This is a genomic window from Rhodococcus sp. NPDC059234, assembly GCF_042754225.1.
Taxonomy (GTDB): Bacteria; Actinomycetota; Actinomycetes; order Mycobacteriales; family Mycobacteriaceae; genus Rhodococcus_G.
Map to the genome: position 1 here is coordinate 1 of NZ_JBHZAH010000081.1, position 23,736 is coordinate 23,736.

Genomic DNA, 23,736 nt, shown 5'->3' on the forward strand with positions numbered 1-23,736 from the left:
GGGCGGACGCGTCCGCGGGCCGCTACCGGGAGTTGCCGGTCGCCGCCGTCGCGCTGATCTGATCGCCCCACACGGCCCGTGAGCCCGACTCCCCGATGCGGTAGACCTGCGCGATCGTCGCGACCCCGGCGAGCAGCGCGACCGCCACCATCACCGCGGTCATCGCGCGCCCGACCGGGCGCGACCGCACCTCGCGGTAGTGCACGACCGCAATCACCACCGAGGCCGCGAGTAGGCCGATCGAGAAGTAGATCATCGTGGCGCCCAGTTCGGTGTGCGTGTGCACCGCCGCGGTCCGGTCGACGTGCCGCTCGAGCCACTCGCCGGCCTCGGTGGTGATCGGCGTCAGGACCGTCGTCACTGCGGCGAGCACCAGCGTCGGCCACACGAGCCGGCGGCGAGCGGCCGGCCACACACTGCACAGGATCAGCAACACCGCGGTCAGCGGCGCGAGCACCACCACGAAGTGAACGAGCAGGACGTGAACGGGCAGACCGTTGATTGTCGACATGGAGGTCATTGTCCGACCGCGCGCTGTGAGGCGACTGTGAAACCGGACCTCCGACGCGGTCGCCACACGAAAATGCCCCCGTCCGAACCGGACGGGGGCATCGACGCAACTACGTGGGGTCGCTTACTCCCCGGGACCGACCGGATTGATCACCAGAACGGTCGCCCAGTGCTTGGCGGCCTCGTCGCCGAGGTGCGGAAGCAGTGCGTCGTAGAGAAGGTAGGACATGGGGGCCATGCGGGGGGTTCTCCTTCGTGCAGAGTTGGTGCGACAGCGAATCCGGAAACGGCGATAGCCACGGGGCCGAATTCGGCTGACCGTGGCTCGCTGCCGGGTAAGAGTCTCACGGTTGTCAGCAGTCCTCAAGAGAAGTCCCAGAATTGATTTCGCCGTGTCGATTCGAATAGCCCGGCGGCTCGCAGACGGGCACACTGAAACCCATGACCGACGACGACCACCTCTGGTTCTACTGCATCTCCGACGGCTCCGTCCGGCAGGGCAAGGAAGCCCGCGGCGTCGACCGGATGGGTCCGTATCCGGACCGGGCCACCGCCGCCCGCGCGCTCGAGATCGCCGCCGAACGCAACAAGGCGGCGGACAAGTCCGACGACGAATGGAACGACTGACCGGACACCGCCGGCGACGGCGCCCGCCCCCCTAGGCTCCACCTGTGATGACTCGTATCTCCGCTCGCGGAATCGATTTCGGTGCGATCCGGTCCGACTTCTCGCTGACCGGAGACTTCCCGGCCGGGGCGTTGGCCGAGGCCGAGGCGGCCACCGACCGGTACGCCCACGCGCGGGCCGACCGCACCGACCTCGCGCTCGTGACCATCGACCCTCCCACGTCGATGGACCTCGACCAGGCGCTGCTCCTCGAGCGCACCGCGACCGGCTTCGTGCTGCACTACGCGATCGCCGACGTCGCCGCGGTGGTCGTACCCGACGGACATCTCGACCGCGAGACCCGACGCCGCGGCCAGACCTTCTACCTGCCCGACGATTCGCTGCCGCTGCACCCGCGCGTGCTGTCGGAGGGGGCGGCGAGCCTGCTGCCCGGGCAGGCGCGTCCGGCGGCGCTGTGGCGCATCGAACTCGACGACCGGGCCGAGCCGGTGACGTTCGAGGTGACCCGCGCGCTGGTTCGCTCGGTCGCGCGGTTCGACTACGCGGGTGTGCGGGCCGACTCCGAGTCGGGTTCCCTGCACCCGTCCATCGCCGCGTTGCCCGAATTCGGCAAGCTGCGCCTCGCGTCCGCGCTCGAACGCGGGGCGATCGAGCTCAAGCTGCCCGAGCAGGAGGTGGCCTCCGACGGTGACGGGTTCCGGCTGGAACTGCATCCGCGCACGGAGGCCGACGACTGGAACGCGGAGGTCTCGCTGCTGACCGGGATGTGCGCGGCGCGCTTGATGATCGGCGCCGGAGTCGGTCTGCTCCGGACCCTCCCGCGACCGGCCGAGTCCGCGATCGCGACGCTGCGCGGGACGGTGCGTGCCCTGGGCATCGACTGGCCCGCGTCGATGCCGGTCGGTGCGATGCTGGCCCGACTCGCGCCGAGCAGTCCGAGCACGCTGGTCGTGATGAGCGAGGCGACGTCGCTGCTGCGCGGGGCCGACTACGCGGCCTTCGACGGCGAGGTCCCGGAGTTGGTCGACCATTCCGGGATCGGCGCGCCGTACGCGCACGTCACCGCCCCGCTGCGTCGACTGTCGGACCGGTTCAGCACCGAGGTGTGTCTCGCGATCTGCGCGGGAACCGAAGTGCCGCAGTGGGTTCGCGGCGCCTTGCCGGGCCTGCCGGAGGTGATGCGGGGCTCGGACTCGCTGGCGAACAAGGTCGACCGCGCATGCGTGGACCTGACCGAGGCGACCCTCCTGACCGGGCGCGAGGGCGAGCGGTTCGAGGCCGTGGTCCTGCGCGGGGCCAACGGCAAACGCGACGCCGAGGTGTTCGTGCCCGCGCCCGCGGTGATCGCCAAGTGCGCCGGCCGCCCCCCGGAGGGGGAGTCGGTCACGGTGCGGCTCGAGCGGGCCGACGTCACCGCGCGGATCGTCGCGTTCGGCTATCCCGCTACAGGTCCCGCTTCCGTTTCCTGACCGCCCGCAGGCCGTCGCGCGCCCGCGCACCCGACTGCTGCGCGTCGGCTGCCTCGGCGGCGGTGAGCAAGCCGTAGGTGAAGGTGTCCTCGCCGGCGCCGCGGGCCCGATCGGCGGCGGCGAGCAGGTGTTGCCGCGCGACCGTCGCGTCCTGATGCTCGCCGAGCACGGTCTGCAGGTTCTCGGCGGCGGACGCGACCCGCACCGCCTTCGGGCGGCTGGCGGTGACGGCCTCGCCCGCGTAACGCAACGCCTTGGCGCGCTTGCGGACCGCGTGCACCAGTTCCGGTGGTGCCTGCCCGCCCGGGGCCGTGGGTCCGCGCAGGCCGGCGTCGCGACCGGCCTTGTCGAGGCGCCGGTAGGCCTTCCGCAGCGACTTCGCGACCGAGCCCTGCCCGGACGGCCGCGGCTCGGCGCACAGGCCGCCGAGCGCGGCCACCAGGTCCCGGTAGCGCGGCTCGTCCAGTACCGCTACCGCCTCGGCGTGGGCGGCCCGGTAGTCGCCCCGGTGCGCGTCGACCAGGCGGTGCCGCACGGGCCCGCGGATCAGTTCGGGAGGTTGCGCGTCCAACGCGCTGCGGAAGCGGTCGGCGAGCACCTCCTCGTCGCGTGCGCGGCCGAGAACGGTGCCGAGCCATCGCAGTTCGGACCGAACCGGGGTGGTGGTCTCGGGCGGGAACACCGAGTCGTAGGTGCCGAGGACGCTGCGCAGCCGTCGGCTCGCCACCCGCATCTGGTGGACGGCGTCCGGCTCGTCCCGTCGCACCGCGTCGGCGAGGGCCGACATGCGCGCGTAGTGGTGCCGGACCGAGTCCAGCACGGCGTCGGCGTCGGCCCGCTTTCGTGCGTTCCCCATGACCTCAGGTCTACCGCACCCGAGGGGCGACCGCACGGACGCGGGCGGGGTCAGCGGCCGCGGAAGCCGTCGGTCGCCTCGACGAGGTGGTGGGTGATGCCGGGCTCGCTGGCCGCGTGGCCGGCGTCGTCGACGATCACCAGTCGCGCCGACGGCCAGGCGCGGTGCAGGGCCCAGGCGCTGGTGACCGGGCACACCACGTCGTAGCGGCCCTGCACGATCACCGCCGGGATCTCGGCGATCGCGTCGACCTCACGCAGCAGTTGGCCCTCGTCGAGGAAGCCGCGGTTGCGGAAGTAGTGGTTCTCGATCCGGGCGAACGCCAACGCGAATCGCGACTGCGAGTTCTGTTCGACGTGTTCGGGTTTCGGCAGCAGCGCGCTGGTCGCACCCTCCCAGGCGGACCACGCGACCGCCGCGGTCAGCGCGACCTCGGGGTCGGGGGAGTGCAGCAGCCGGTGATACGCCTCGACGAGGTCGCCGCCGCGTTCGGCCTCCGGGACCGGCGCGAGGAAGCCCTCCCACTGGTCGGGGTAGATCGCGCCGGCGCCGCCGTTGTAGTACCAGTCGATCTCGCTGCGGCGCAGCAGGAACACCCCGCGCAGCACCATCTCGGTCACTCGGCTCGGGTGCGCCTGCGCGTACGCCAGCGCCAGCGTGGAGCCCCACGACCCGCCGAACACCTGCCACCGCTCGACGCCGAGATGTGCACGCAGCGCCTCGATGTCGCGGATCAGGTGCCCGGTGGTGTTCACCGAGAGGTCGGCGCCGTCCGCGACGTGCGGGGTCGAGCGACCGCACCCGCGCTGGTCGAACAGCACGATCCGGTAGGCCTCCGGATCGAAGAACCGGCGGTGCTCCTCGTGGATTCCGCCGCCGGGCCCGCCGTGTAGGAACACCACCGGCTTGCCGTCGGGATTGCCACAGACCTCCCAGTGGATCCGCTGGCCGTCACCGACGTCGAGCAGTCCGGACTGGTACGGCTCGACGGCCGGATACGGCACCCGCACGGCGGTCAGAACCCGATCAACCCGGCTGCGAGGTCGGGGATCTCGAGCGCGTACAGCGCACCCTGCCGGACGTCGGCGCAGTTCGCCTGGGTGATGGCGTCGATCCGTGACTTGTGCGCGATCAGGTCGATCATGTTGACGCCGTTCTGCGCGGCCCAGGTGCCCACGACGGTGTTCAGGCCGCCCTTCCCGATGGTCGGGGTGTACGTCCGCCAGTTCTGCAGCTGAGCCTGCATGTCCGAGCACAGCTTGGCCGCCTGCGCGGCGGTCACGCCCTCGACGTCCGCCGTTCCGGTCGCGGCCGGCGCACCGGTGGTCCCGGGCAGCGCGTGATCGCTGCCGCTCGGTGCCGGGGCGGGCGCGGTGTCGCTGGCGCATCCGGCAGTGACCGCGAGCACGGCGGCGGCCCCTACGAAAGCGATTGCGAAACGGCGGTAGGACATGTGGACACCCTGTCTGTCGGCGGACATCAGCGGAAGGCGGAACGGTTCCCCGGTCGGGTGAACACTCCTCGAGTGTGCCATCCGGCCGGGGAACGGCGGTGCGACAGTGTCGCGATCAGAAGCTGTGTTCCTCCGCGGGGAAGGTGCCGGCCCGGACCTCGGCGGCATAAGCCGCGGCCGCCCCGCGCAGCTCGTCGCCGACCGCTGCGAACTTCTTGACGAACTTGGCCGTCTTGCCGCTGGTGTACCCGGCCATGTCCTGCCAGACCAGCACCTGCGCGTCGCACTCGACGCCGGCGCCGATGCCGACGGTCGGGATGGTCAGCTTGCGGGTGACCTGACCGGCGATCTCGGCGGGCACCATCTCCATGACGACGGAGAACGCACCCGCCTCCTGGACGGCGATGGCGTCGGCGACCAGCTGCTCGGCGCCGTCGCCGCGGCCCTGTACCCGGAATCCGCCGAGGCTGTTGACGGACTGCGGGGTGAAGCCGACGTGCGCCATGACCGGGATGCCGGCGGCGGTGATCGCGGCGATCTGCGGGGCGACACGCTCGCCGCCCTCGAGCTTCACGGCGTGCGCGAGGCCCTCCTTCATGAACCGGGTGGCGGTGGCCAGCGCCTGCTCGGGGGAGGACTCGTAGCTTCCGAACGGCAGGTCGGCGACGACCAGGGCGTTCGGGGCGCCCCGGACCACGCCGCGGACCAGCGGGATCAGCTCGTCGATGGTGACCGGCACGGTGGTGTCGTAGCCGTAGACGACATTCGCGGCCGAGTCGCCGACGAGCAGGACGGGGATGCCTGCTTCCTCGAAGATCCGGGCGGTCGAGTAGTCGTAGGCGGTGAGCATTGCCCAGCGCTCGCCCTCGGCCTTCATGGCCTGCAGGTGGTGGGTGCGGATCTTGGTTCGCTTGGCGGCCGGCTGAGCGGGCGCGGAACCGTAGACAGACGCGGTGTTGTCGGACATCAGTGTCCCTTTCGTGCCTCGAGGCCCAGTGCGGGTCCCCGGGTTGTGGGTGATGACACGCTCAGTCTGCCATTTCGCGCCGTGGTGCCGGCGGTGCAATTGGTCACACCCGGACTCTCGAAGTCGGTCGACCGCAGGGTGCAGGTGGACGAGCGCTCCCAGGGGATCCTCAGCTACCCGTGGCACCATCGACCAATGCCGCCGAACCGCCGACTGCCCTTCGTCCTGGCCACCGGAGCACTCGCTGTGGCGCTGGTCGCCGGTTGTGGCAGCGCCGTCGACGGGTCGGCCACGGGCGCGCCGACCGGGTCCGCGCAGCAGCGGCCGGCGGGCGACTTCGCTCCGGGTGCGGGGGTGGTCCCGGCCGGGCTCGAGAAGTTCTACACGCAGACGCCGCAGTGGGGGTCGTGCGAGAACTTCGAGACCGAGGGCCCGCTCGCGAGCCGGCTCGAGTGCGCGCACGTGAGCGTCCCCGTCGACTACGACAACCCGACCGGCGAGACCGCCCAGATCGCGATCTCCCGCAACCCCGCGACCGGCGACAAGATCGGGTCGATGCTGGTGAACCCGGGCGGTCCGGGGGCGTCGGGACTGTCGCTTGCGACCACCGGCGAGGACACCGACATCGGTCGCCGATTCGACGTGATCGGCTTCGACCCGCGCGGCATCGGGGCCTCCACCCCGCAGGTCCGCTGCCTCACCGACGCCGAGGCCGACGCGGTCCGGGCCGAGCCGGACGTCGACATGAGCCCGGCCGGGATCGCGAGGACCGAGGCGCAGAACCTCGACTACGCCACCAAGTGCGGGCAGCGGTCGGGGTCGGCGTTCCTCGCCCACGTCGGTACCCGCGAGGTGGTACGGGACATGGACGTGATCCGGTCGGTGCTCGGCGACGAGAAGCTGACCTACGTCGGCTTCTCGTACGGGACCCGGCTCGGGTCCGCCTACGCGGAGACCTTCCCCCGCAACGTCCGGGCGATGGTGCTCGACGGCGCGATCGACCCGGAGCAGGATCCGGTGCAGGAGACGGTCCTGCAGGCGGGCGGGTTCCAGCGGGCGTTCGACGCGTTCGCCGCGGACTGTGCGACGAAATCGCGATGCCCGCTCGGCGCCGACCCGGGCCGGGCCGACGCCCAGTTCCGGGCCCTGATCGACCCGCTCGTCGACCACCCCGCCGCGACCACCGATCCACGCGGCCTGAGCTACAAGGACGCGACCACCGGCGTGCAGCAGGCGCTGTACTCGCCGAACCTGTGGGGCGCGTTGCGCAGCGGGCTGTCGGCGCTGGCGGACGGTCGCGGCGACAGCCTGCTGCTGCTGGCCGACCAGTACGAGGGCCGCGCCGACGACGGCAAGTACAGCAACATCAACGACGCCTTCAACGCGATCCGGTGTGTCGACGATCCGGCGGTCACGGACCGGGCCCAGGCAGGGGCGGGGGACACCGCCTACCGGAAGGCGGCGCCGTTCCTCGACGACGGTCGCGGGACGGGCAGCGCCCCGCTCGACGTGTGCGCGTTCTGGCCGGTGCCGCACACCGGCAATCCGCACACCGTCGAGGCGCCGGGGCTGCCGCAGGTCGTGGTCGTCTCCACCACCGAGGACCCGGCGACGCCGTACCAGGCAGGAGTGGACCTGGCCAAGCAGCTGGGGGCGTCGCTGATCACGTATCGGGGCACCCAGCACACCGTGGCGCTGAGCGGGGAGTCCTGCGTCGACGATCCGGTGGTCCGGTACCTGGTCGACCTCACGCCGACGCCTCCCGACCTCACGTGTTAGTAACCGATTTCACGATGTAACACAGATTTAACGGACTTTGCCTACTCTCGCGGACATGGATCGCCAAAAGGAATTCGTGCTTCGGACCCTCGAAGAACGCGACATCCGTTTCGTCCGACTGTGGTTCACCGACGTGCTCGGCTACCTCAAGTCGGTGGCGATCGCCCCGGCGGAGCTCGAGGGCGCCTTCAGCGAGGGCATCGGGTTCGACGGTTCGGCGATCGAGGGCTTCTCCCGCGTCTCCGAGGCGGACACCGTCGCCAAGCCGGACCCGTCGACCTTCCAGATCCTGCCGTGGGAGCACAAGGACGGCGCGCAGCACTCGGCGCGGATGTTCTGCGACATCGCGATGCCGGACGGCACGCCGTCGTGGGCCGACCCGCGGCACGTGCTGCGGCGCCAGCTGAGCAAGGCCAGCGACCTCGGGTTCAGCTGCTACGTGCACCCCGAGATCGAGTTCTTCCTGCTGAAGAACGGCCCCAACGACGGCAGCGTGCCGGTGCCCGCCGACAGCGGCGGCTACTTCGACCAGGCGGTGCACGACTCCGCGCCGAACTTCCGTCGGCACGCGATCGACGCGCTCGAGTCGATGGGCATCTCGGTGGAGTTCAGCCACCACGAGGCCGCGCCCGGACAGCAGGAGATCGACCTGCGGTACGCCGACGCGCTGTCGATGGCGGACAACGTGATGACCTTCCGCTACGTGGTCAAGGAGGTCGCGATCGCCGAGGGCGTGCGGGCGACGTTCATGCCCAAGCCGTTCAGCGATCAGGCCGGCTCGGCGATGCACACCCACATGAGCCTGTTCGAGGGCGAGAACAACGCCTTCCACAATCCGGACGACCCGATGCAGCTCTCGGACACCGGGAAGGCGTTCATCGCGGGCATCCTCGAGCACGCCGGCGAGATCAGTGCCGTGACGAACCAGTGGGTGAACTCCTACAAGCGGCTCGTCCACGGTGGCGAGGCGCCGACCGCCGCGTCCTGGGGGCCGTCGAACCGCTCCGCGCTCATCCGGGTGCCCATGTACACCCCGAACAAGGCGTCCTCGCGACGCGTCGAGATTCGCAGCCCAGATTCGGCCTGCAACCCGTACCTGGCGTTCGCGGTGCTGCTCGCGGCAGGCCTGCGCGGCATCGAGAAGGGCTACGAGCTGCCGCCGGAGGCGGAGGACGACGTGTGGGCCCTGACCGACGCCGAGCGCCGGGCGATGGGATACAAGTCGCTGCCCGGCAGCCTCGCCGACGCGCTGCGCGAGATGGAGCGATCCGAGCTGGTCGCGGAGGCGCTGGGCGAGCACGTGTTCGACTTCTTCCTGCGCAACAAGCGGCGGGAGTGGGAGGAGTATCGCAGCCGGGTGACCCCGTTCGAGCTCGAGACCTACCTCGGTCTGTAGAGCGCCGATGGTCAAGCCGCCTACCGCCCGATCTGCCATTCCCAGCGTCGGTCGCCTGGGCCTGCTCGAGGCGAGCGCGCCCGAGGAACTGGCCGCGCTCGGCTGGGTCAACACCGAGAGCGTCGACCTGCTCTGGTCGCTGTCGCGGGCCGCGAACGCGGACCTCGCGCTTCGTACCCTGGTCCGTCTGCGGGACGGCCTCGGCGACGACTGGGCCGAACTCGACGCCGCGCTGCGCGGCGACAGCACGCTGCGCGGCCGGCTGCTCGGGGTGATCGGTGCGTCGAGCGCGTTCGCCGACCACCTCGCGGCGGACCCGACCGGCTGGCGACTGTTGCTCGGGGACAAGGGATTGCCGTCCCGCAAGCAGCTCACCGACGAACTGCTCGAGTCGGTGCAGGCCGTCCCCGACGGTTCGGCGTCCCCGACGAATCTGATCTACCGGGCGGGCATCACCGGCCCGGCCGCGGTGGCCGCGCTGCGCAAGACGTACCGCGACCAGCTGATGGTGCTGGCGGCCGCGGACCTGGCCGCCGTCGTCGAGAACGAGCCGGTACTGCCGTACCAGACCGTCGGCCACCAGCTCTCCGACCTGGCCGACGCGGCGCTCACCGCGGCGCTCTCGGTCGCGGTCGCGACCATCTACCCGGACCAGCAGTGCCCGGCCCGGCTCGCGGTGATCGCGATGGGCAAATGCGGTGCCCGCGAACTGAACTACGTCAGCGACGTGGACGTGGTCTTCGTCGCCGAACCGTCCGACGCGTCCACCAGCAGGCTCGCGGGCGAACTGATGCGCATCGGCTCCTCGGCGTTCTTCGACGTCGACGCCGCGCTGCGGCCGGAGGGCAAGCGCGGCGAACTGGTGCGCACCCTCGAATCGCACGTGGCGTACTACAAGCGCTGGGCCAAGACCTGGGAGTTCCAGGCGCTGCTCAAGGCGCGACCGGCAACCGGCGACCTCGAACTCGGGCAGCGGTACTTCGACGCGTTGAACCCGCTGGTGTGGACCGCGTCGGAACGCGACGACTTCGTCACCGACCTGCAGGCCATGCGCCGCCGGGTCGAGGAGATGGTCCCCGCCGAGCTGCGCGAGCGCGAGATCAAGCTCGGGCGCGGCAGCCTGCGCGACGTCGAGTTCGCCGTCCAGCTCCTGCAACTGGTGCACGGCCGCGCCGACGAGTCGCTCCGGGTGCAGAGCACCATCGACGCGCTGACCGCGCTGGCCGCGGGCGGGTACGTGGGCCGCGACGACGCCGCGAACCTGACCGCGTCCTACGAGTTCCTCCGGCTGATCGAGCACCGGCTGCAACTGCAGAAACTCAAGCGCACGCACACCCTGCCGCCCGCCGACGACGAGGAGGGCCTGCGCTGGCTGGCGCGCGCCGCCCACATGCGTCCCGACGGTCGCACCGACTCGCTCGGCGTGCTCAATGCCGAGATCAAGCGCAACGCGCTGCGGATCCGTCGCCTGCACGCCAAGCTGTTCTACCGTCCGCTGCTGGAATCGGTTGCGCGCCTGGACAAGGACGCGATCCGGCTGAGCCCGGACGCGGCGACGAGGCAGCTCGCGGCCCTCGGGTACACGGCGCCGGAGAACGCCCTCGGGCATCTCAAGGCGCTCACCGGCGGGGCGTCGCGCAAGGGGCGCATCCAGGCCCTGCTGCTGCCGACCCTGCTCGAATGGCTCAGCGACACACCGGATCCCGACGCCGGACTGCTGGCCTACCGCAGACTGTCCGACGCGATGGTCGACGCGGACTGGTACCTGCGGGTGCTGCGCGACGAGGGGGCGGTGGCGCAGCGGCTGATGATCGTGCTCGGGTCCTCGGCGTACATCCCGGACCTGTTGATCAAGGCGCCGGACGTGCTGCGGCTGTTCGCGGACGGCCCGAACGGTGCGCGCCTGCTCGATGTCGATCCGGACGAGGTGGCACGTGGGATCCTGGCGTCCTCCGCGCGCTACGACGATCCCGGCCGCGCGGTCGGCGCCGCGCGGTCGCTGCGCAGGCACGAGCTCGCGCGGGTGGCCTCGGCGGACGTGCTCGGGATGCTCGACGTGCCGCAGGTGTGCCGGGCGTTGTCCTCGGTGTGGGCGGCGGTGCTCGGTGCGGCCCTGGACGCGGTGATCCGGGCCAGCGAGGTCGAGCGGGGTGAGCCCGCGCCGGCGTCGTTCGCGGTGATCGGCATGGGACGGCTCGGCGGCGGCGAACTCGGCTACGGTTCCGACGCCGACGTGCTGTTCGTGTGCGAGCCGCTGCCCGGCCAGGACGAGGTGCGGGCGGTCAAGTGGGCGAACACCATCGCCGACCGGGTGCGCAAGCTGCTCGGCGCGCCCAGCACGGACCCGCCGCTCGAGGTGGACACGGGGCTGCGCCCGGAGGGTCGGAACGGGCCGGTGGTGCGCACCCTCGCCTCGTACCAGGCCTACTACCGGCAGTGGGCGCAGGCCTGGGAGGTCCAGGCGTTGCTGCGCGCGCACACCGTCGCCGGCGACCCGGATCTCGGCCTTCGCTTCCTGCGCATGATCGACGAGACCCGCTACCCCGAGGGGGGCGTCTCCGAGCAGGCGGTCCGCGAGATCCGCCGGATCAAGGCGCGGGTGGACTCCGAGCGCCTGCCGCGCGGCGCCGACCCGGCCACCCACACCAAGCTCGGACGCGGCGGACTGGCCGACATCGAGTGGACCGTCCAGCTGATTCAGCTGCGCCACGCGGACGAGGTGCCCGCACTCCACAACACCTCGACGCTCGAGACGCTCGACGCGATCGGTGCCGCCGAGCTGATGAGCGAGACGGACATCGAACTGCTCCGCGAGGCCTGGCTGACGGCGACGAAGGCCCGCAACGCGCTTGTGCTGGTGCGGGGCAAACCGTCCGATCAGCTGCCCGGGCCCGGGCGGGTGCTCGCCGCGGTCGCGCAGGTCGCGGGCTGGAACAGCGCGGATGCCGGGGAGTTCCTCGACAACTACCTGCGGGTGACGCGCCGGGCGAAGGCCGTGGTCGAGCGGGTTTTCGGGGGACAATAGTCGGTCTCCTTACGGCGTATATCACGATACGTGGGTTCTGCGCAAATTTGATAACAGGTATGTCTCCGGGTATTTGTGCCCGTGTCCCGACGCCCAACGACAGGGACTCTCGTTTCGCAAGCCGATGACACCTGGTCGTCGGCGGGAAACGCTCGGAGGACCCGCTCGATGTCGAAGCACACCCTGACGCACACCCACCGACTTCGTCGATCGGTTCGTGCGATCGCCGTCGGCGCCGCCATCGTCGGCGGCGCAGTGGCCCTGCCCGCGGCCCCCGCGCTGGCACAGCCCATCACGATCCCGGGAGTGGGGACATTCGACGTCCCGGGCCTGCCCGGGGTTCCCGGGGCTCCCGGGGCACCGATCGCCGCGTCCCACGGGCAGCGGGCGCTCGACGCCGCCCAGACCAAGCTCGGTTCGCCCTACGTCTGGGGAGCCACCGGCCCGAACGCGTTCGACTGCTCGGGCCTGGTCCAGTGGGCCTACCGGCAGGCCGGGGTCTCCCTCCCGCGCGTCACGTACGACCAGGTCAACGGCGGAGCGCCGGTTTCCAAGGCAGACCTGCAGCCCGGTGACGCGGTGTTCTTCTACGGCGCCGAGCACGTCGGGCTGTACGCGGGCGGCGGCATGGTCGTGCACGCGCCGACGGAGGGCCAGCCGGTCAAGCGGGCGCCGCTGGACTCGATGCCGTTCTTCGCCGCACGCCGGTACTGAGCGGGCCGAGACGACGCCCGAGGAGCCAGGTCAGTCCGCGGCGGTGACGAAACCCTTGTCCACCAGCCACTGCCTGGCCACGTCGGCGGGCTCGAGCCCGTCGACGTCGACACGACGGTTCAGTTCGGTGATCTCCTCGTTGGTCAACGCCGCCGAGATCGGCGCCATCACCTGCGCGACCTGAGGGTGCTCGTTCGCGAAGTCCGCTCGCATCGTCAGCGCGGGGTTGTACTTCGGGAAGAAGGAGCGGTCGTCGTCGAGCAGGACCAGGTCCAGCGCGATGATCCGGCCGTCGGTGGTGAAGACCTCGCCGAACTTGCACTGGCTGCCGTCGGCGGTGGCCTGGTAGATGATGCCCGTCTGCAGAATCTGCTTCTGTGCCTTGGCCGGGTCGAATCCGTAGGCGGCCGCCATGCCGGGGTACCCGTCCTGGCGGACGTTGAACTCCGTCTCCACGCACGTGGCCGCCGCGGCCGGGTCGCGGTTGACCAGGGCCGCGTAGTCCGAGAGGGTGCGCACCCCGGTGGCCTCGGCGGTGGCTCGGTTGGTCGCCAGCGCGTACGTGTTGTTCATCGGCGCCGGATCGGTCCACACCATGCCGTTGCGGGCGAGGTCCTCGTCGCGGACCGCCTCGAACTGGGCGGTCGGGTCGGGAATCGGGTGTTCGTGGCCGAGGTAGTTGATCCACCCGGTGCCCGTGTACTCGTAGGTGACGTCGATCTGGCCGTGCAGTTGGGCGTCCCGGGTGCTGTTGGACCCCTGGATGTTGGTGAGGTCGCGGACGTCCGCTCCCGCGGCGGACAGGGCAAACTCGATGATGTACCCGAGAATGATCTGCTCGGTGAAGTCCTTGGAGCCGACCGTGATCGGCACCCCTTCGAGCCCCTCGACCGGGGTGATGCTGCCCGGCCCGACCTTCAGCGGCAGCGCGCCGCCGGACTCGAGACCGCACGAGGCCAGGGCGACCGCCGTCGCGGCGGCCATCGCGAACGTCGCGGCCTTGCGCCACAGGACCCTTCGTCGTCCGGCCATGTCAGCGCAGCCCCTTCGGACCGAGGTAGGTCTCGGCCAGCGCGCCGAGCCAGTCGACCAGCAGCGCCAGCGAGACCGCGAGCACGGCGCCCACCACGAGGGTCACGTTGTCGCGCAACTTGTATCCGGTGTCGATCAGGATCCCGAGGCCGCCCGCGCTGACCAGGAAGCACAGGGTGGCGGTGCCGACCGCGAGCACCAGGGAGGTGCGCAGGCCGGCCAGGATGTACGGCACCGCCATCGGGAACTCCACTCGGCGCAGCACCGTCAACGCCGACATGCCCTGCCCCCGGCCCGCGTCGATCAGCGTGCGATCGACCTCCTGGTATCCCAGAATCGTGTTGCGCAACACCGGAAGCAGTGAGTAGAACGCGATCGGCAGCACCCCGACCCAGAACCCGGTGGTGCGGGTGGCGAGGTAGAACAGCACCAGCAGGCCGATCGCGGGGGCCGCGGCGCCGATGTTCGCGATCCCGACGAACAGCGGCGCGAGCCGGGTCCACCCGGGACGGGTGAGCAGCGTGCCCAGCGGCACCGACAACACCAGCACGATCACCACCACCGCGACGGTGATGAGCACGTGCTGCCAGGTCAGGTGCGCGAGGTTGGACACGCTGATGCTGGCCTGCTGGGTGGCGGAGAGGTCGCGGGTGAACGCCCAGCCCAGTACCCCGCCGACGAGGATCAGCACCAGTGCCGGCTGGGCCAGCAGGCGCACCCGGTCCGCGCGGCCGGTGGAACTGGTGTCGATGCCCGCGGTCACGGCTCGGTGTCCTCGGGTGCCTGGTGACGGCCGGGTGGCGCGTCGAGATCGTCGTCCGCCTCGTCGTGGTCGTGCGCGTGCTCCTCGCGCAGTTCGCGGAGCTCGTCGACGAGGGTGTCGATGGTGATCAGTCCGGCGTACTCGCCGCGCAGGCCCGTCACGACCGTCGAGGCGCTGGACTCGACGAGCAGGGCCTCGAGCGCGTCCTGCAACGTCGACTGCACGGACACGATCTCGCCGACCGGATCGCCGACGTCGCGCAACGAGGTCGCACCCGTCAGGTGCGCGGGGGAGACCCACCGCACCGGGCGGTCGCGGCGGTCGAGGATCAGGCCCCACTGCCGCTTGCGGGCGAGCAGCGCGCGCCGGAACTCGTCGACCGAGCCGTCCTCCGGCGCGGTGGGACACTGCAGCAGGCGCACGTCCCGGACCCGGCTGAGGGTCAACTGTTTGAGGGAGGCGTCGGCCCCGACGAACCCGGCGACCATGTCGTTGGCGGGATTCGCCAGGATCGCCTCCGGGGTGTCGTACTGCATGATGTGGGACTGGCTGCCCAGCACGGCAATTCGGTCGCCGAGCTTGACGGCCTCGTTGAAGTCGTGGGTGACGAACACGATCGTCTTGCCGAGTTCGGACTGCAGTCGCATCAGCTCGTCCTGCAGCAGACCGCGGGTGATCGGGTCGACGGCGCCGAATGGCTCGTCCATCAGGAGCACCGGCGGATCCGCCGCGAGCGCGCGGGCCACCCCGACCCGCTGCTGCTGGCCGCCGGACAGCTGCCGCGGGTACCGGTCCCGGTAGGTGTCGGGGTCGAGGCCGACCAGGTCGAGCATCTCGTCGGTGCGTTCGGTGATGTGCTTGCGGTCCCACCCGATCAGGCCGGGGACGGTCGCGACGTTCTTGGCGACCGTGAGATGTGGGAACAGGCCGGCCTGCTGGATGGAGTAGCCGATCCCGCGGCGCAGGTGGTCGGGGTCGATCGAGAGCGCGTCCCGGCCGCCGATGGTGATCTTTCCGGAGGTGGGTTCGATGAGCCGGTTGATCATCCGCATGGTGGTGGTCTTGCCGCAGCCGGACGGCCCGACGAACACCACCGTCTCGCCCGCCGGGATGGTCATCGAGACGCCGTCGACGGCGGCCGCCTCCTGGCCGGGGTAGCGCTTGACCACGTCCTCGAGCACGATCTCGACCCCGTGCACGTGGCCGTTGGGCCCGGACCCCTCGGGGGAGGCGGTGTCGTGACGAGATGCGGTGTCGGTCAACGGATCCCCTTCGAGGTGGTGAGTCGGCCGAGCAGGACGTAGAGCGCGTCCAGGATCAGGGCCAGGATGACGATGAGCACGGTGCCGGTCAGTGCCTGCGGCACCGCGGTCGGACTGCCCACCCGGGACAGGCCGGAGAAGATCAGGTTGCCCAGGCCCGGGCCCTTGGCGTAGGCGGCGATTGCCAGGATGCCCATCAGCATCTGGGTGCTGACCCGCATCCCGGCCAGGATGGACGGCCAGGCCAGCGGCATCTCGATCCGTCCGAGCACGCGAAGGCGATTCATCCCCACCCCGCGCGCGGCGTCGGTGATCGCCGGGTCCACCGCGGCGAGGCCGATGATGGTGTTGCGGATGATCGGCAGCAGTCCGTAGAGCACCAGTGCGGTGACGGTCGGGCGGACGCCGAGGCCGAGAATCGGGATGAGCAGCCCCAACAGGGCGAACGAGGGCACCGTGAGGATGGTGCTCGCCAGTCCGGTGGCGACGGCTGAGCCTATCGGGCTGCGGTAGACGAGGATGCCGACGCCGACGGCGATGATCGTCGCGATCACGATCGACTGCACGACCGCGCTCACGTGGAGATACGAGTCGGTGAACAGCTGGCTGCGGCGCGCGGACACGAAGTTCCACCAAGCCTGGAAGTCCACCCGCGCCACCTCCCGTTCGCGCAACCCTTGAACATCACATTGCTCGCAGATCTGTGTTCGCGCAAAAGAACGGCGGATGCGGCGTGTCGGTCTCGAACAGACAACGGCGCCCCAACCGAAGGGTTGGGACGCCGCTGCGGGCGGTGACCTGGCCGGTCGGCGCTCGTCCGCCAGGGTTACCCCTATTTTCCGGCGTTCCGGATGCACGGACGCAGTCGCGCTTGACTACCTGGTCAGAACCAGGCTGCGACTCCACCGTGGTGGGAGCACGTTCCTCGCCGCGACTTGCTGTAGCTGTAGGTTCCGTCCTCGCACTGCGCAGACGCACCTGACGGAGCTTGGGGGCCTGAGCTGGGGGAGTGTATGCAGTCCCCGGCCGTATTGAGGTAGTAGCCGTCACCGCACTCGCCCCAACCGCCGCCTCCGGTGCCCGCGCCTCCGGTGCCTTCGCGGCCGCTGGCACCACCGCCGATGCCCCCGGACGGTCCTGGCGGAGACTGAACCTGGATATGGGGCGAAGCGTCAATCGGTGCGGCGGGAGGCGCGAGTAGCGGTGCGACCGCGACATTCGTCGAGGGAGGCGTGTACAGAACTGGGGGCGGCGCAACGGTTGTCGTAACGACTGGGGGCCGTGTCGTGGTTGGAGCGTCGAACGTGGCTGTGGCGGACGGATACGTCGTGGTGGTCGTCGCGGCGACGCGCGTAGTTGACGCGACGGTGGCCGCGGTAGTCGAAGACGTCACCACCCGGACGGGGCTCACATCCTCCCGCACGGTCGGCTCGGGCGCGAGTGCACCGCCGATCATCATGACGCCGAAGGATCCGGCGATGAACAGGGCCGCGGTCTTGCGATTCGAGATGCGTGCCCAGGCGAGCCTTCCCCGGATCACTGCCAACAGCCCGATGATCATGGCTCCGAGGCCGACCATGCTGAGGAACGTTGACACGGCAACTCCTATGCGCTGAGAGGTCTGTCGATCGGTGCAGCGCCATTCAGCGTTGCTGCGGTTCGACCCAGAGTTCTACCAGGCCGATCGACGCGTCGATCGAATGGACGACAGCGCTACCGCGCAGGTCGATGGGTGTTTCGTATGACTGGCTATTGGATGGGTGCCGATCGAATGCGCCGTCGACGAAGCGGCCGAATGTGTCGCTGAGCCCCGACTGTCCGAGGTACCGCTCAGGCACTGCCTGACCGCGTTGCACACGTCGCCGGACGCAGACGAGTCCACCCGCAGTGCGATCGGTGTTGTGATCGCGGCGCGGATGGACTCGTCTGCAGCTACTGCGTACTGACTGCGTATCCGGGCGGCGTTTCAACCGCTCCGGAGCAGGTCAGGTGGGGCGTACGACTTACACGTCGTAGTACAGCTGGAACTCGTACGGGTGCGGCCGCAGGTTGACCGGGGCGATCTCCTGCTCGCGCTTGATCGAGATCCAGGTCTCGATGAGGTCGGTGGTGAAGACGCCGCCCTCGGTGAGGTAGTCGTGATCCTGCTCGAGGCGGTCGATCACCGCGTTGAGGCTGGTGGGGGCCTGCGGGATGTTGCGGGCCTCCTCCGGCGGGAGCTCGTAGAGGTCCTTGTCGACCGGCGCCATCGGCTCGATCTTGTTCTTGATGCCGTCCAGGCCGGCCATCATCTGCGCGGCGAAGTTCAGGTACGGGTTGCCCGAGGAGTCCGGCGCGCGGAACTCGAGGCGCTTGGCCTTCGGGTTGTTGCCGGTGATCGGGATGCGCACGGCCGCCGAGCGGTTGCGCTGGCTGTACACCAGGTTGATCGGGGCCTCGTAGCCCGGCACCAGACGGTGGTACGAGTTGATGGTCGGGTTGGTGAACGCCAGCAGCGACGGCGCGTGGTGCAGGATGCCGCCGATGTACCAGCGAGCCAGGTCCGACAGGCCGGCGTAACCGGACTCGTCGTGGAAGAGCGGCTTGCCGTCCTTCCACAGCGACTGGTGCACGTGCATGCCCGAGCCGTTGTCGCCGAAGAGGGGCTTCGGCATGAAGGTGGCGGACTTGCCGTTCTGCCAGCAGGTGTTCTTGACGATGTACTTGAACAGCTGCAGGTCGTCGGCCGCCGCGAGCAGGGTGTTGAACTTGTAGTTGATCTCCTGCTGGCCGCCGGTGCCGACCTCGTGGTGGCCGCGCTCGAGCTCGAAGCCCGCGTTGGTCAGGTTGGTGGAGATCTCGTCGCGCAGGTCGACGTAGTGGTCGTACGGGGCGACGGGGAAGTAGCCACCCTTCGGGCGGACCTTGTAGCCGAGGTTCGGGCTGCCGTCGGCGTTGACCTCGTTGCCGGTGTTCCAGGAGCCGGAGATCGAGTCCAGCTCGTAGAAGGCGCCGTTCATGCCCGAGTCGTAGCGGACCGAGTCGAAGATGTAGAACTCGGCCTCGGCGCCGAAGTACGCGGTGTCGGCGATGCCGGTGCTGACCAGGTACTCCTCCGCCTTGCGGGCGACGTTGCGGGGGTCACGGCTGTAGGACTCACGGGTGAACGGGTCGTGGACGAAGAAGTCCATGTTCAGCGTGCGGGCGTGCCGGAAGGGGTCGATGCGCGCGGTCGAGACGTCCGGCAGCAGCATCATGTCGGACTCGTGGATCGACTGGAAGCCGCGGACCGACGAACCGTCGAACGCGAGGCCGTCCTCGAAGACGTCCTTGTTGAACGCGGAGGCCGGGATCGAGAAGTGCTGCTGGACGCCGGGCAGGTCACTGAACCGGATGTCCACGTACTCGACTTTTTCGTCGGCGATGTACTTGATGACCTCGTCGGCCGTGCTGAACGCCACGCTTGTGCTCCTTCAGTTGGGTCCCAGCCAGTAGTGATTGCGGCGGGTTTCGTCGAGGCGACGGTATGGACTCGGTGTTGCCCAACAATCAAGGCTGTGTTTCGTCAGTGTTACACGTCTTGAAAAACGACGTACGTCACACCGGGGAGGTCGTCGCCGTGAGCACTCGAGTGCGCGCCTATCCTGGACCCATGGCGCGTATGACTGGATCCTGGCTCTCCGGCCCGACGGCGGCCCTGCCGAAGGAGCAGGAGGTGGGTCGGTACCGCGGGGAGAAGCTCGGACTGCCCGAGTCCGGCCCCGGTGCGGCCGCGGGCGCGGGACGTCGCGTGCTGGCGCTCGCGATCGACTGGGCGATCGCGGTGGGCGTGGCCTCGCTGCTGGTCCGCGGCGACTGGACCGGCGGGCTGATCAACACCGTCGCCCTGATCGTGTGGTTCGTGCTCGGTGTCGCGACGGTGTCGCTGTTCGCCTTCACGCCCGGCCAGTTCACGGTCGGTATCGGAGTGGCCCGCGTCGACCGCCCGGTCCCGGTGGGATTCGTCCGGGCGCTGGTCCGGCAGGTGCTGCTGGTGTTCGTGGTGCCGGCGCTGATCACCGACCACGACGGCCGCGGCATGCACGACCGCGCCACCGGCACCATGCTGATCCGTTCCCGCTAGCCGGCCGAGCATCCCCCGACACGGGTGAGGGGAACCCCCGGCCAGTCTGACCGACCGAAGGTTCTCCTCACCGTGTGACGGTCGCGACGCGGAGGTCGCGGTCAGCGGCGACGCATCGTGCGCTGCACGCCCTTCATCTTCGCGCCGCCGGGGATCGGTCCCTTCGGCATTGCCGGGCCGCCGCGGGTGCCGATCGCGGCGAGGCGCGACTCGATGGTGTCCATCCGCTTGGTGTCGATGTTCTTCGGCAGCTTCGACATGTACTTCTGCAGCTGCGAGAGCGGGATCTGTCCCTCCTCGTTGCCCACGACGATGTCGTAGATCGGGGTGTCGCCCACCAGTCGCGCGGTCTTCTTCTTCTCCTGCGCGAGGAGGGACTTCACCCGCTGCGGCGCGCCCTCGGCGACCAGGATCACGCCGGGCCGCCCGATCACGCGGTGCACCGCGTCGAGCTGGGTGGTGCCCGCGATCGCGTTGGTCACGCGCCAGCTGCCCTGCAGGTTGTCCAGTGCCCAGGCGGCGGCGCCGGCCTGACCGTCGGCCTTGCCGTAGACGGTCTTCTGCACGCGGCGACCGAAGATGATGAATGCGGCCAGCACACCGAGCAGGATGCCGACCGGAAGCAGGAACCACTCGATTCCGAAGATCAGGCCGACGAGGAAGAACACCACCGCGAGACCGACCACCGCGCCGATCATCAACGGCAGCAGCAGCTTGTCTTCCTTGCGCTGCATCTGGAAGGCCTGCCAGAGCTGGCTACGCCGCTCCTTCGATGCCTGCCTGCGTGCCGCTTTCGCCGCGGCCTTCGCCTCGTTGGATTCCTTGCCCTTGCCGTTCGCCATACCTCACAGGATACGTCCCGTGCCGCACGCGAACCGCACCCGACCGGCGCTCGGGTCAGGCGCCGGCCAGGCGGGCCATCAGCGAACTCGCCTCCTGGGAGGCACTGCCCTCCGCGGCGAGGTGCGCCTGGCCCTCCGGAAGTGCGCGACCGTGATGGGCCATCGCCTGCGCGTACAGCCGTCCGGCCCGGTAGGAGGAGCGGACCAGTGGTCCGGCCATGACCCCCGCGAAGCCGAGGTCGGTGGCGAACGCGGAGTGCTCGACGAACTCCTCGGGCTTGACCCAGCGCTCGACGGGATGGTGCCGCGGCGACGGCCGCAGGTACTGGGTGATCGTGACGATGTCGCAGCCGGCGTCGTGCAGGTCGACCAGCGCCTGCCGGATCTCCTCCGGGGTCTCGCCCATGCCGAGGATCAGGTTCGACTTGGTGACCAGGCCGAAGTCACGGGCGGCGGTGATGACGCCGAGCGAGCGCTCGTATCGGAACGCGGGCCGGATGCGCTTGAAGATGCGCGGGACCGTCTCGACGTTGTGGGCGAGCACCTCGGGTCGGGACTCGAACACCTCGGCCAGCAGCTCGGGCTTGCCGTTGAAGTCGGGGATCAGGTTCTCGACGCCGGTGCCCGGGTTCATCTCGTGGATCTGGCGCACGGTCTCCGCGTACAGCCAGGCCCCGCCGTCGGGCAGGTCGTCGCGGGCGACACCGGTGATGGTCGAGTAGCGCAGCCCCATCGACTGCACGGACTCGGCGACCCGGCGCGGCTCGTCCCGGTCGAGGGCGGCGGGCTTGCCGGTGTCGATCTGGCAGAAGTCGCAGCGGCGCGTGCACTGCTCGCCGCCGATCAGGAAGGTCGCCTCGCGGTCCTCCCAGCACTCGTAGATGTTGGGGCAGCCGGCTTCCTCGCACACCGTGTGCAGACCCTCACTGCGGACCAGCGACTTGAGCTCGGTGTACTCCGGGCCCATCTTCGCGCGGGTCTTGATCCAGTTGGGCTTGCGTTCGATCGGGGTTTCCGCGTTTCGGGTCTCGATGCGGAGCAGTTTGCGTCCTTCTGGGGCCACAGTCACACGTTCGATGCTACGCCCGGAGCCAGCGGTGGTTTCGTCGGGGTTTGCCCCGGAAGGTCACCCGAAACGAGGTGCTCGGCGGTGCCGGTCAGCGGAAGCGGTGCGTGGTGAAGTCCGGTGTGGTCACCGGCCGGGTGGCCGCGGCAGCGGCGTCGAAGGTGATCCGCTCGATGTCGTGCTCGGTGACCGGCAGCGAGCCGTCGAAGGCCGCGATGATCGCGGTGACGACGGCCGGGGTCACCTCCGCGACGGTGACCCGGCGCCCGAGCTCGCGGGTCAGCGAGGTGACGCCGGCGTCGGTGATTCCGCACGGAATGATCTCGTCGAAGGCGTCGAGCGCCGCGTCGCAGTTGAGCGCGAATCCGTGCAACGCGACACCGCGCTGCACCCGCACGCCGATCGCGGCGATCTTGCGTTCGGGCAGCCAGGTCCCGTCGGTGAGCGAGGCGGGCAGCCAGACGCCGGAGCGTCCCTCGACGCGCCCGCAGTCCACGCCGAGTCCGGCGCACACCGAGATCAGGGCCTCCTCGATGCGGCGCACGTACTTGACCACGTCGACCGGTTCGGCGAGCTTGACGATCGGATAGCCCACCAGCTGGCCGGGTCCGTGCCAGGTGATCTTGCCGCCGCGGTCCACGTCGATCACGGGGGTGCCGTCGGCCGGCCGGTCCTCGGGCGCGGTGCGGCGGCCCGCCGTGTAGACGGACGGGTGCTCGAGCAGCAACAGGGTGTCGCGACCGCGGTCGGCGGCGCGCTCGTCGGCGAGGCCGCGCTGCAGGTCCCAGGCCTCGAGGTAGTCGACCCGGCCGAGGTGCCGCACGTCGAGTGGGTCGGTGGCGAGTCGGATCGAGGAGGTGGTGCTGCTCATTCCGGACACGTTACGCCCGCCTCCGGTCGGCGTCGTGCGGGGCGGGTCACTGCGACAGGGCGGCGTCGAGCGCCTCGCCGAACGTGTTGTGGCGGAAGACGAATCCCGCCCCTTCGAGGACGGTCGGCAGGACCCGCTGGCCCGTCAGCACCGCCGCGTCGGCGAACTCGCCGACCAACGCGCGGACGGCGAATCGCGGGACGATCCACGGGGTCGGGCGGTGCAGCGCGCGCCCGAGATCCGCGGTGAACGCGGCGTTGGTGACGGGCGACGGGCCGGTCGAGTTGACCGGTCCGTTCAGTGACTCGGTGCGCAGCGCGAACTTGATCGCCTCGAGCTCGTCCTCGAGCGAGATCCAGGACAGGTACTGCCTGCCGCTGCCGAGGCGGCCGCCGAGACCCAACCCGAACAGTGGGCGCAACCTGCCCAGCAGTCCGCCGTACGGCGACACCACGGTCCCGCTGCGGAGCAGCACCGTGCGGACGCCCGCTGCGGACGCAGGCTCGGCGGCGAGCTCCCAGTCCCGGCACAGGTCGGCGAGAAATCCGCTGCCGGTCGGGCTCGACTCGTCGACCGCGCGGTCGCCGGTGTCGCCGTAGATGCCGACTGCGCTCGCGTTGACCAGCATCGGTACCCCGGACCGTGCGACGGCGCCGGCGACGACGCGGGTGGTGTCGGTCCGGCTCGTGCGCAGTATCTGCTTGTACGGCCCGGACCAGCGCCGGTCGCCGATGCCCGCCCCGCACAGGTTGACCACCGCGTCCACGTCCGCGAGCGCGCGCAGGTCGATCTCGTCGTCCGGCGGCGACCACGTGAACTCGTCGGGGGCCGCGGCGGGCCTGCGTACCAGGCGCCGCACCTCGTGGCCGTCGGCGCGCAACGAGGCGACGAGGGCCGTCCCGATGAGGCCGGACGAACCGGCGACCGTCACTCGCATGATCGTGCTGCCTCCTCGGTCGATCCCGGGGCGAAACGCCTCGGGGGCACCATCGTGACCGATGG

The 23,736-nt window shown here is 70.1% G+C and carries 24 protein-coding genes; 8 read left to right on the forward strand and 16 right to left on the reverse strand.

Going from position 1 to position 23,736, the window contains the following annotated elements; genetic code table 11:
- Nucleotides 1-22: 22 nt before the first annotated feature.
- Entirely contained in the window at nucleotides 23-511 is a 489-nt protein-coding gene (locus ACFXGJ_RS16840) for a DUF2231 domain-containing protein (RefSeq protein WP_378622066.1), read from the reverse strand.
- Nucleotides 512-951: 440 nt separating this feature from the next.
- Here ACFXGJ_RS16840 and ACFXGJ_RS16845 point away from each other — a divergent pair, with 440 nt between their 5' ends.
- Nucleotides 952-1,137: a hypothetical protein gene (locus ACFXGJ_RS16845; protein WP_378622068.1), complete on the forward strand. Its 186-nt coding sequence runs from the start codon at nucleotides 952-954 to the stop codon at nucleotides 1,135-1,137.
- 47 nt (nucleotides 1,138-1,184) lie between these two features.
- The gene (locus ACFXGJ_RS16850) at nucleotides 1,185-2,606 is read left to right on the forward strand and encodes an RNB domain-containing ribonuclease (protein WP_378622108.1); all 1,422 of its coding nucleotides are present in this window, start codon (nucleotides 1,185-1,187) and stop codon (nucleotides 2,604-2,606) included.
- Here the strand turns inward: ACFXGJ_RS16850 and ACFXGJ_RS16855 are convergent.
- From ACFXGJ_RS16855 to panB, 4 genes are all read right to left on the reverse strand, one after another.
- Nucleotides 2,581-3,462 (reverse strand): CHAD domain-containing protein, encoded by an 882-nt coding sequence (locus ACFXGJ_RS16855; RefSeq protein WP_378622070.1) that lies wholly within the window; start codon nucleotides 3,460-3,462, stop codon nucleotides 2,581-2,583. The genes ACFXGJ_RS16850 and ACFXGJ_RS16855 overlap by 26 nt on opposite strands.
- A gap of 50 nt (nucleotides 3,463-3,512) precedes the next feature.
- On the reverse strand, nucleotides 3,513-4,472 hold the full coding sequence (gene pip, locus ACFXGJ_RS16860; protein ID WP_378622073.1) for a prolyl aminopeptidase: 960 nt from the start codon (nucleotides 4,470-4,472) through the stop codon (nucleotides 3,513-3,515).
- 5 nt (nucleotides 4,473-4,477) lie between these two features.
- A complete protein-coding gene (locus ACFXGJ_RS16865) occupies nucleotides 4,478-4,915 on the reverse strand; it encodes a hypothetical protein (RefSeq protein WP_378622076.1) in 438 nt (145 codons plus the stop codon).
- Between the two features lie 115 nt (nucleotides 4,916-5,030).
- Nucleotides 5,031-5,882 carry a 3-methyl-2-oxobutanoate hydroxymethyltransferase gene (gene panB / locus ACFXGJ_RS16870; protein WP_378622078.1) on the reverse strand — a complete coding sequence of 284 codons (852 nt, stop codon included), beginning with the start codon at nucleotides 5,880-5,882 and terminating at the stop codon, nucleotides 5,031-5,033.
- 195 nt (nucleotides 5,883-6,077) lie between these two features.
- Here panB and ACFXGJ_RS16875 point away from each other — a divergent pair, with 195 nt between their 5' ends.
- The 4 genes from ACFXGJ_RS16875 (at nucleotide 6,078) to ACFXGJ_RS16890 (ending at nucleotide 12,796) form a co-directional block, all read left to right on the forward strand.
- On the forward strand, nucleotides 6,078-7,661 hold the full coding sequence (locus tag ACFXGJ_RS16875; protein ID WP_378622111.1) for an alpha/beta hydrolase: 1,584 nt from the start codon (nucleotides 6,078-6,080) through the stop codon (nucleotides 7,659-7,661).
- 55 nt (nucleotides 7,662-7,716) lie between these two features.
- Complete coding sequence (locus ACFXGJ_RS16880; protein ID WP_378622081.1) at nucleotides 7,717-9,057, forward strand: glutamine synthetase family protein; 1,341 nt, start codon at nucleotides 7,717-7,719, stop codon at nucleotides 9,055-9,057.
- A 7-nt stretch (nucleotides 9,058-9,064) separates the two neighbouring features.
- Nucleotides 9,065-12,082 carry a bifunctional [glutamine synthetase] adenylyltransferase/[glutamine synthetase]-adenylyl-L-tyrosine phosphorylase gene (locus tag ACFXGJ_RS16885; protein ID WP_378622084.1) on the forward strand — a complete coding sequence of 1,006 codons (3,018 nt, stop codon included), beginning with the start codon at nucleotides 9,065-9,067 and terminating at the stop codon, nucleotides 12,080-12,082.
- Between the two features lie 168 nt (nucleotides 12,083-12,250).
- Nucleotides 12,251-12,796: a C40 family peptidase gene (locus ACFXGJ_RS16890; RefSeq protein WP_378622087.1), complete on the forward strand. Its 546-nt coding sequence runs from the start codon at nucleotides 12,251-12,253 to the stop codon at nucleotides 12,794-12,796.
- Between the two features lie 30 nt (nucleotides 12,797-12,826).
- Here ACFXGJ_RS16890 and ACFXGJ_RS16895 read toward each other — a convergent pair whose 3' ends face one another.
- From ACFXGJ_RS16895 to ACFXGJ_RS16915, 5 genes are all read right to left on the reverse strand, one after another.
- Nucleotides 12,827-13,780 (reverse strand): glycine betaine ABC transporter substrate-binding protein, encoded by a 954-nt coding sequence (locus tag ACFXGJ_RS16895; protein ID WP_378622114.1) that lies wholly within the window; start codon nucleotides 13,778-13,780, stop codon nucleotides 12,827-12,829.
- 49 nt (nucleotides 13,781-13,829) lie between these two features.
- Nucleotides 13,830-14,591, reverse strand: coding sequence for an ABC transporter permease (locus ACFXGJ_RS16900; RefSeq protein WP_378622090.1), 762 nt, complete (start codon nucleotides 14,589-14,591; stop codon nucleotides 13,830-13,832).
- Nucleotides 14,588-15,790, reverse strand: coding sequence for an ABC transporter ATP-binding protein (locus ACFXGJ_RS16905; protein ID WP_378622118.1), 1,203 nt, complete (start codon nucleotides 15,788-15,790; stop codon nucleotides 14,588-14,590). Before ACFXGJ_RS16905 ends, ACFXGJ_RS16900 begins: the two co-directional genes overlap by 4 nt.
- 59 nt (nucleotides 15,791-15,849) lie before the next feature.
- Nucleotides 15,850-16,503, reverse strand: a complete 654-nt coding sequence (locus tag ACFXGJ_RS16910; RefSeq protein WP_378622092.1) for an ABC transporter permease — start codon at nucleotides 16,501-16,503, stop codon at nucleotides 15,850-15,852.
- Between the two features lie 233 nt (nucleotides 16,504-16,736).
- The gene (locus ACFXGJ_RS16915; protein WP_378622121.1) at nucleotides 16,737-17,276 is read right to left on the reverse strand and encodes a DUF3761 domain-containing protein; all 540 of its coding nucleotides are present in this window, start codon (nucleotides 17,274-17,276) and stop codon (nucleotides 16,737-16,739) included.
- On the opposite strand from ACFXGJ_RS16915, the gene ACFXGJ_RS16920 reads away from it, so the two are divergent.
- Nucleotides 17,158-17,469: a hypothetical protein gene (locus ACFXGJ_RS16920; protein ID WP_378622127.1), complete on the forward strand. Its 312-nt coding sequence runs from the start codon at nucleotides 17,158-17,160 to the stop codon at nucleotides 17,467-17,469. The genes ACFXGJ_RS16915 and ACFXGJ_RS16920 overlap by 119 nt on opposite strands.
- 27 nt (nucleotides 17,470-17,496) lie before the next feature.
- Here the strand turns inward: ACFXGJ_RS16920 and ACFXGJ_RS16925 are convergent, their stop codons facing one another.
- Together ACFXGJ_RS16925 and glnA are read right to left on the reverse strand one after the other, a co-directional pair.
- Entirely contained in the window at nucleotides 17,497-17,691 is a 195-nt protein-coding gene (locus tag ACFXGJ_RS16925; RefSeq protein ID WP_378622095.1) for a hypothetical protein, read from the reverse strand.
- Between the two features lie 165 nt (nucleotides 17,692-17,856).
- Entirely contained in the window at nucleotides 17,857-19,293 is a 1,437-nt protein-coding gene (gene glnA / locus ACFXGJ_RS16930) for a type I glutamate--ammonia ligase (protein ID WP_378424345.1), read from the reverse strand.
- A 191-nt stretch (nucleotides 19,294-19,484) separates the two neighbouring features.
- Here glnA and ACFXGJ_RS16935 point away from each other — a divergent pair, with 191 nt between their 5' ends.
- Nucleotides 19,485-19,955 (forward strand): RDD family protein, encoded by a 471-nt coding sequence (locus ACFXGJ_RS16935; RefSeq protein WP_378622097.1) that lies wholly within the window; start codon nucleotides 19,485-19,487, stop codon nucleotides 19,953-19,955.
- A gap of 101 nt (nucleotides 19,956-20,056) precedes the next feature.
- On the opposite strand, the gene ACFXGJ_RS16940 is transcribed toward ACFXGJ_RS16935, so the two are convergent.
- From ACFXGJ_RS16940 to ACFXGJ_RS16955, 4 genes are all read right to left on the reverse strand, one after another.
- Nucleotides 20,057-20,797: a DUF4191 domain-containing protein gene (locus tag ACFXGJ_RS16940; protein WP_378622100.1), complete on the reverse strand. Its 741-nt coding sequence runs from the start codon at nucleotides 20,795-20,797 to the stop codon at nucleotides 20,057-20,059.
- Between the two features lie 55 nt (nucleotides 20,798-20,852).
- Nucleotides 20,853-21,866, reverse strand: coding sequence for a lipoyl synthase (gene lipA, locus ACFXGJ_RS16945; RefSeq protein WP_378622102.1), 1,014 nt, complete (start codon nucleotides 21,864-21,866; stop codon nucleotides 20,853-20,855).
- An 88-nt stretch (nucleotides 21,867-21,954) separates the two neighbouring features.
- Complete coding sequence (lipB, locus tag ACFXGJ_RS16950; protein WP_378622105.1) at nucleotides 21,955-22,734, reverse strand: lipoyl(octanoyl) transferase LipB; 780 nt, start codon at nucleotides 22,732-22,734, stop codon at nucleotides 21,955-21,957.
- Nucleotides 22,735-22,780: 46 nt separating this feature from the next.
- Nucleotides 22,781-23,671: a TIGR01777 family oxidoreductase gene (locus ACFXGJ_RS16955; protein ID WP_378622123.1), complete on the reverse strand. Its 891-nt coding sequence runs from the start codon at nucleotides 23,669-23,671 to the stop codon at nucleotides 22,781-22,783.
- Nucleotides 23,672-23,736: the final 65 nt, after the last annotated feature.

Excerpts from the sequence above, each read along its gene's own strand:
- ACFXGJ_RS16885 (WP_378622084.1), top strand. The coding sequence starts at position 9,065 with ATGGTCAAGCCGCCTACCGCCCGATCTGCCATTCCCAGCGTCGGTCGC.
- ACFXGJ_RS16840 (WP_378622066.1), bottom strand. The coding sequence starts at position 511 with ATGTCGACAATCAACGGTCTGCCCGTTCACGTCCTGCTCGTTCACTTC.
- ACFXGJ_RS16895 (WP_378622114.1), bottom strand. The coding sequence starts at position 13,780 with ATGGCCGCCGCGACGGCGGTCGCCCTGGCCTCGTGCGGTCTCGAGTCC.
- ACFXGJ_RS16880 (WP_378622081.1), top strand. The coding sequence starts at position 7,717 with ATGGATCGCCAAAAGGAATTCGTGCTTCGGACCCTCGAAGAACGCGAC.
- ACFXGJ_RS16845 (WP_378622068.1), top strand. The coding sequence starts at position 952 with ATGACCGACGACGACCACCTCTGGTTCTACTGCATCTCCGACGGCTCC.
- ACFXGJ_RS16855 (WP_378622070.1), bottom strand. The coding sequence starts at position 3,462 with ATGGGGAACGCACGAAAGCGGGCCGACGCCGACGCCGTGCTGGACTCG.
- ACFXGJ_RS16955 (WP_378622123.1), bottom strand. The coding sequence starts at position 23,671 with ATGCGAGTGACGGTCGCCGGTTCGTCCGGCCTCATCGGGACGGCCCTC.
- ACFXGJ_RS16875 (WP_378622111.1), top strand. The coding sequence starts at position 6,078 with ATGCCGCCGAACCGCCGACTGCCCTTCGTCCTGGCCACCGGAGCACTC.
- ACFXGJ_RS16890 (WP_378622087.1), top strand. The coding sequence starts at position 12,251 with ATGTCGAAGCACACCCTGACGCACACCCACCGACTTCGTCGATCGGTT.
- ACFXGJ_RS16850 (WP_378622108.1), top strand. The coding sequence starts at position 1,185 with ATGACTCGTATCTCCGCTCGCGGAATCGATTTCGGTGCGATCCGGTCC.
- ACFXGJ_RS16865 (WP_378622076.1), bottom strand. The coding sequence starts at position 4,915 with ATGTCCTACCGCCGTTTCGCAATCGCTTTCGTAGGGGCCGCCGCCGTG.
- ACFXGJ_RS16935 (WP_378622097.1), top strand. The coding sequence starts at position 19,485 with ATGGCGCGTATGACTGGATCCTGGCTCTCCGGCCCGACGGCGGCCCTG.
- panB (WP_378622078.1), bottom strand. The coding sequence starts at position 5,882 with ATGTCCGACAACACCGCGTCTGTCTACGGTTCCGCGCCCGCTCAGCCG.
- ACFXGJ_RS16940 (WP_378622100.1), bottom strand. The coding sequence starts at position 20,797 with ATGGCGAACGGCAAGGGCAAGGAATCCAACGAGGCGAAGGCCGCGGCG.
- lipB (WP_378622105.1), bottom strand. The coding sequence starts at position 22,734 with ATGAGCAGCACCACCTCCTCGATCCGACTCGCCACCGACCCACTCGAC.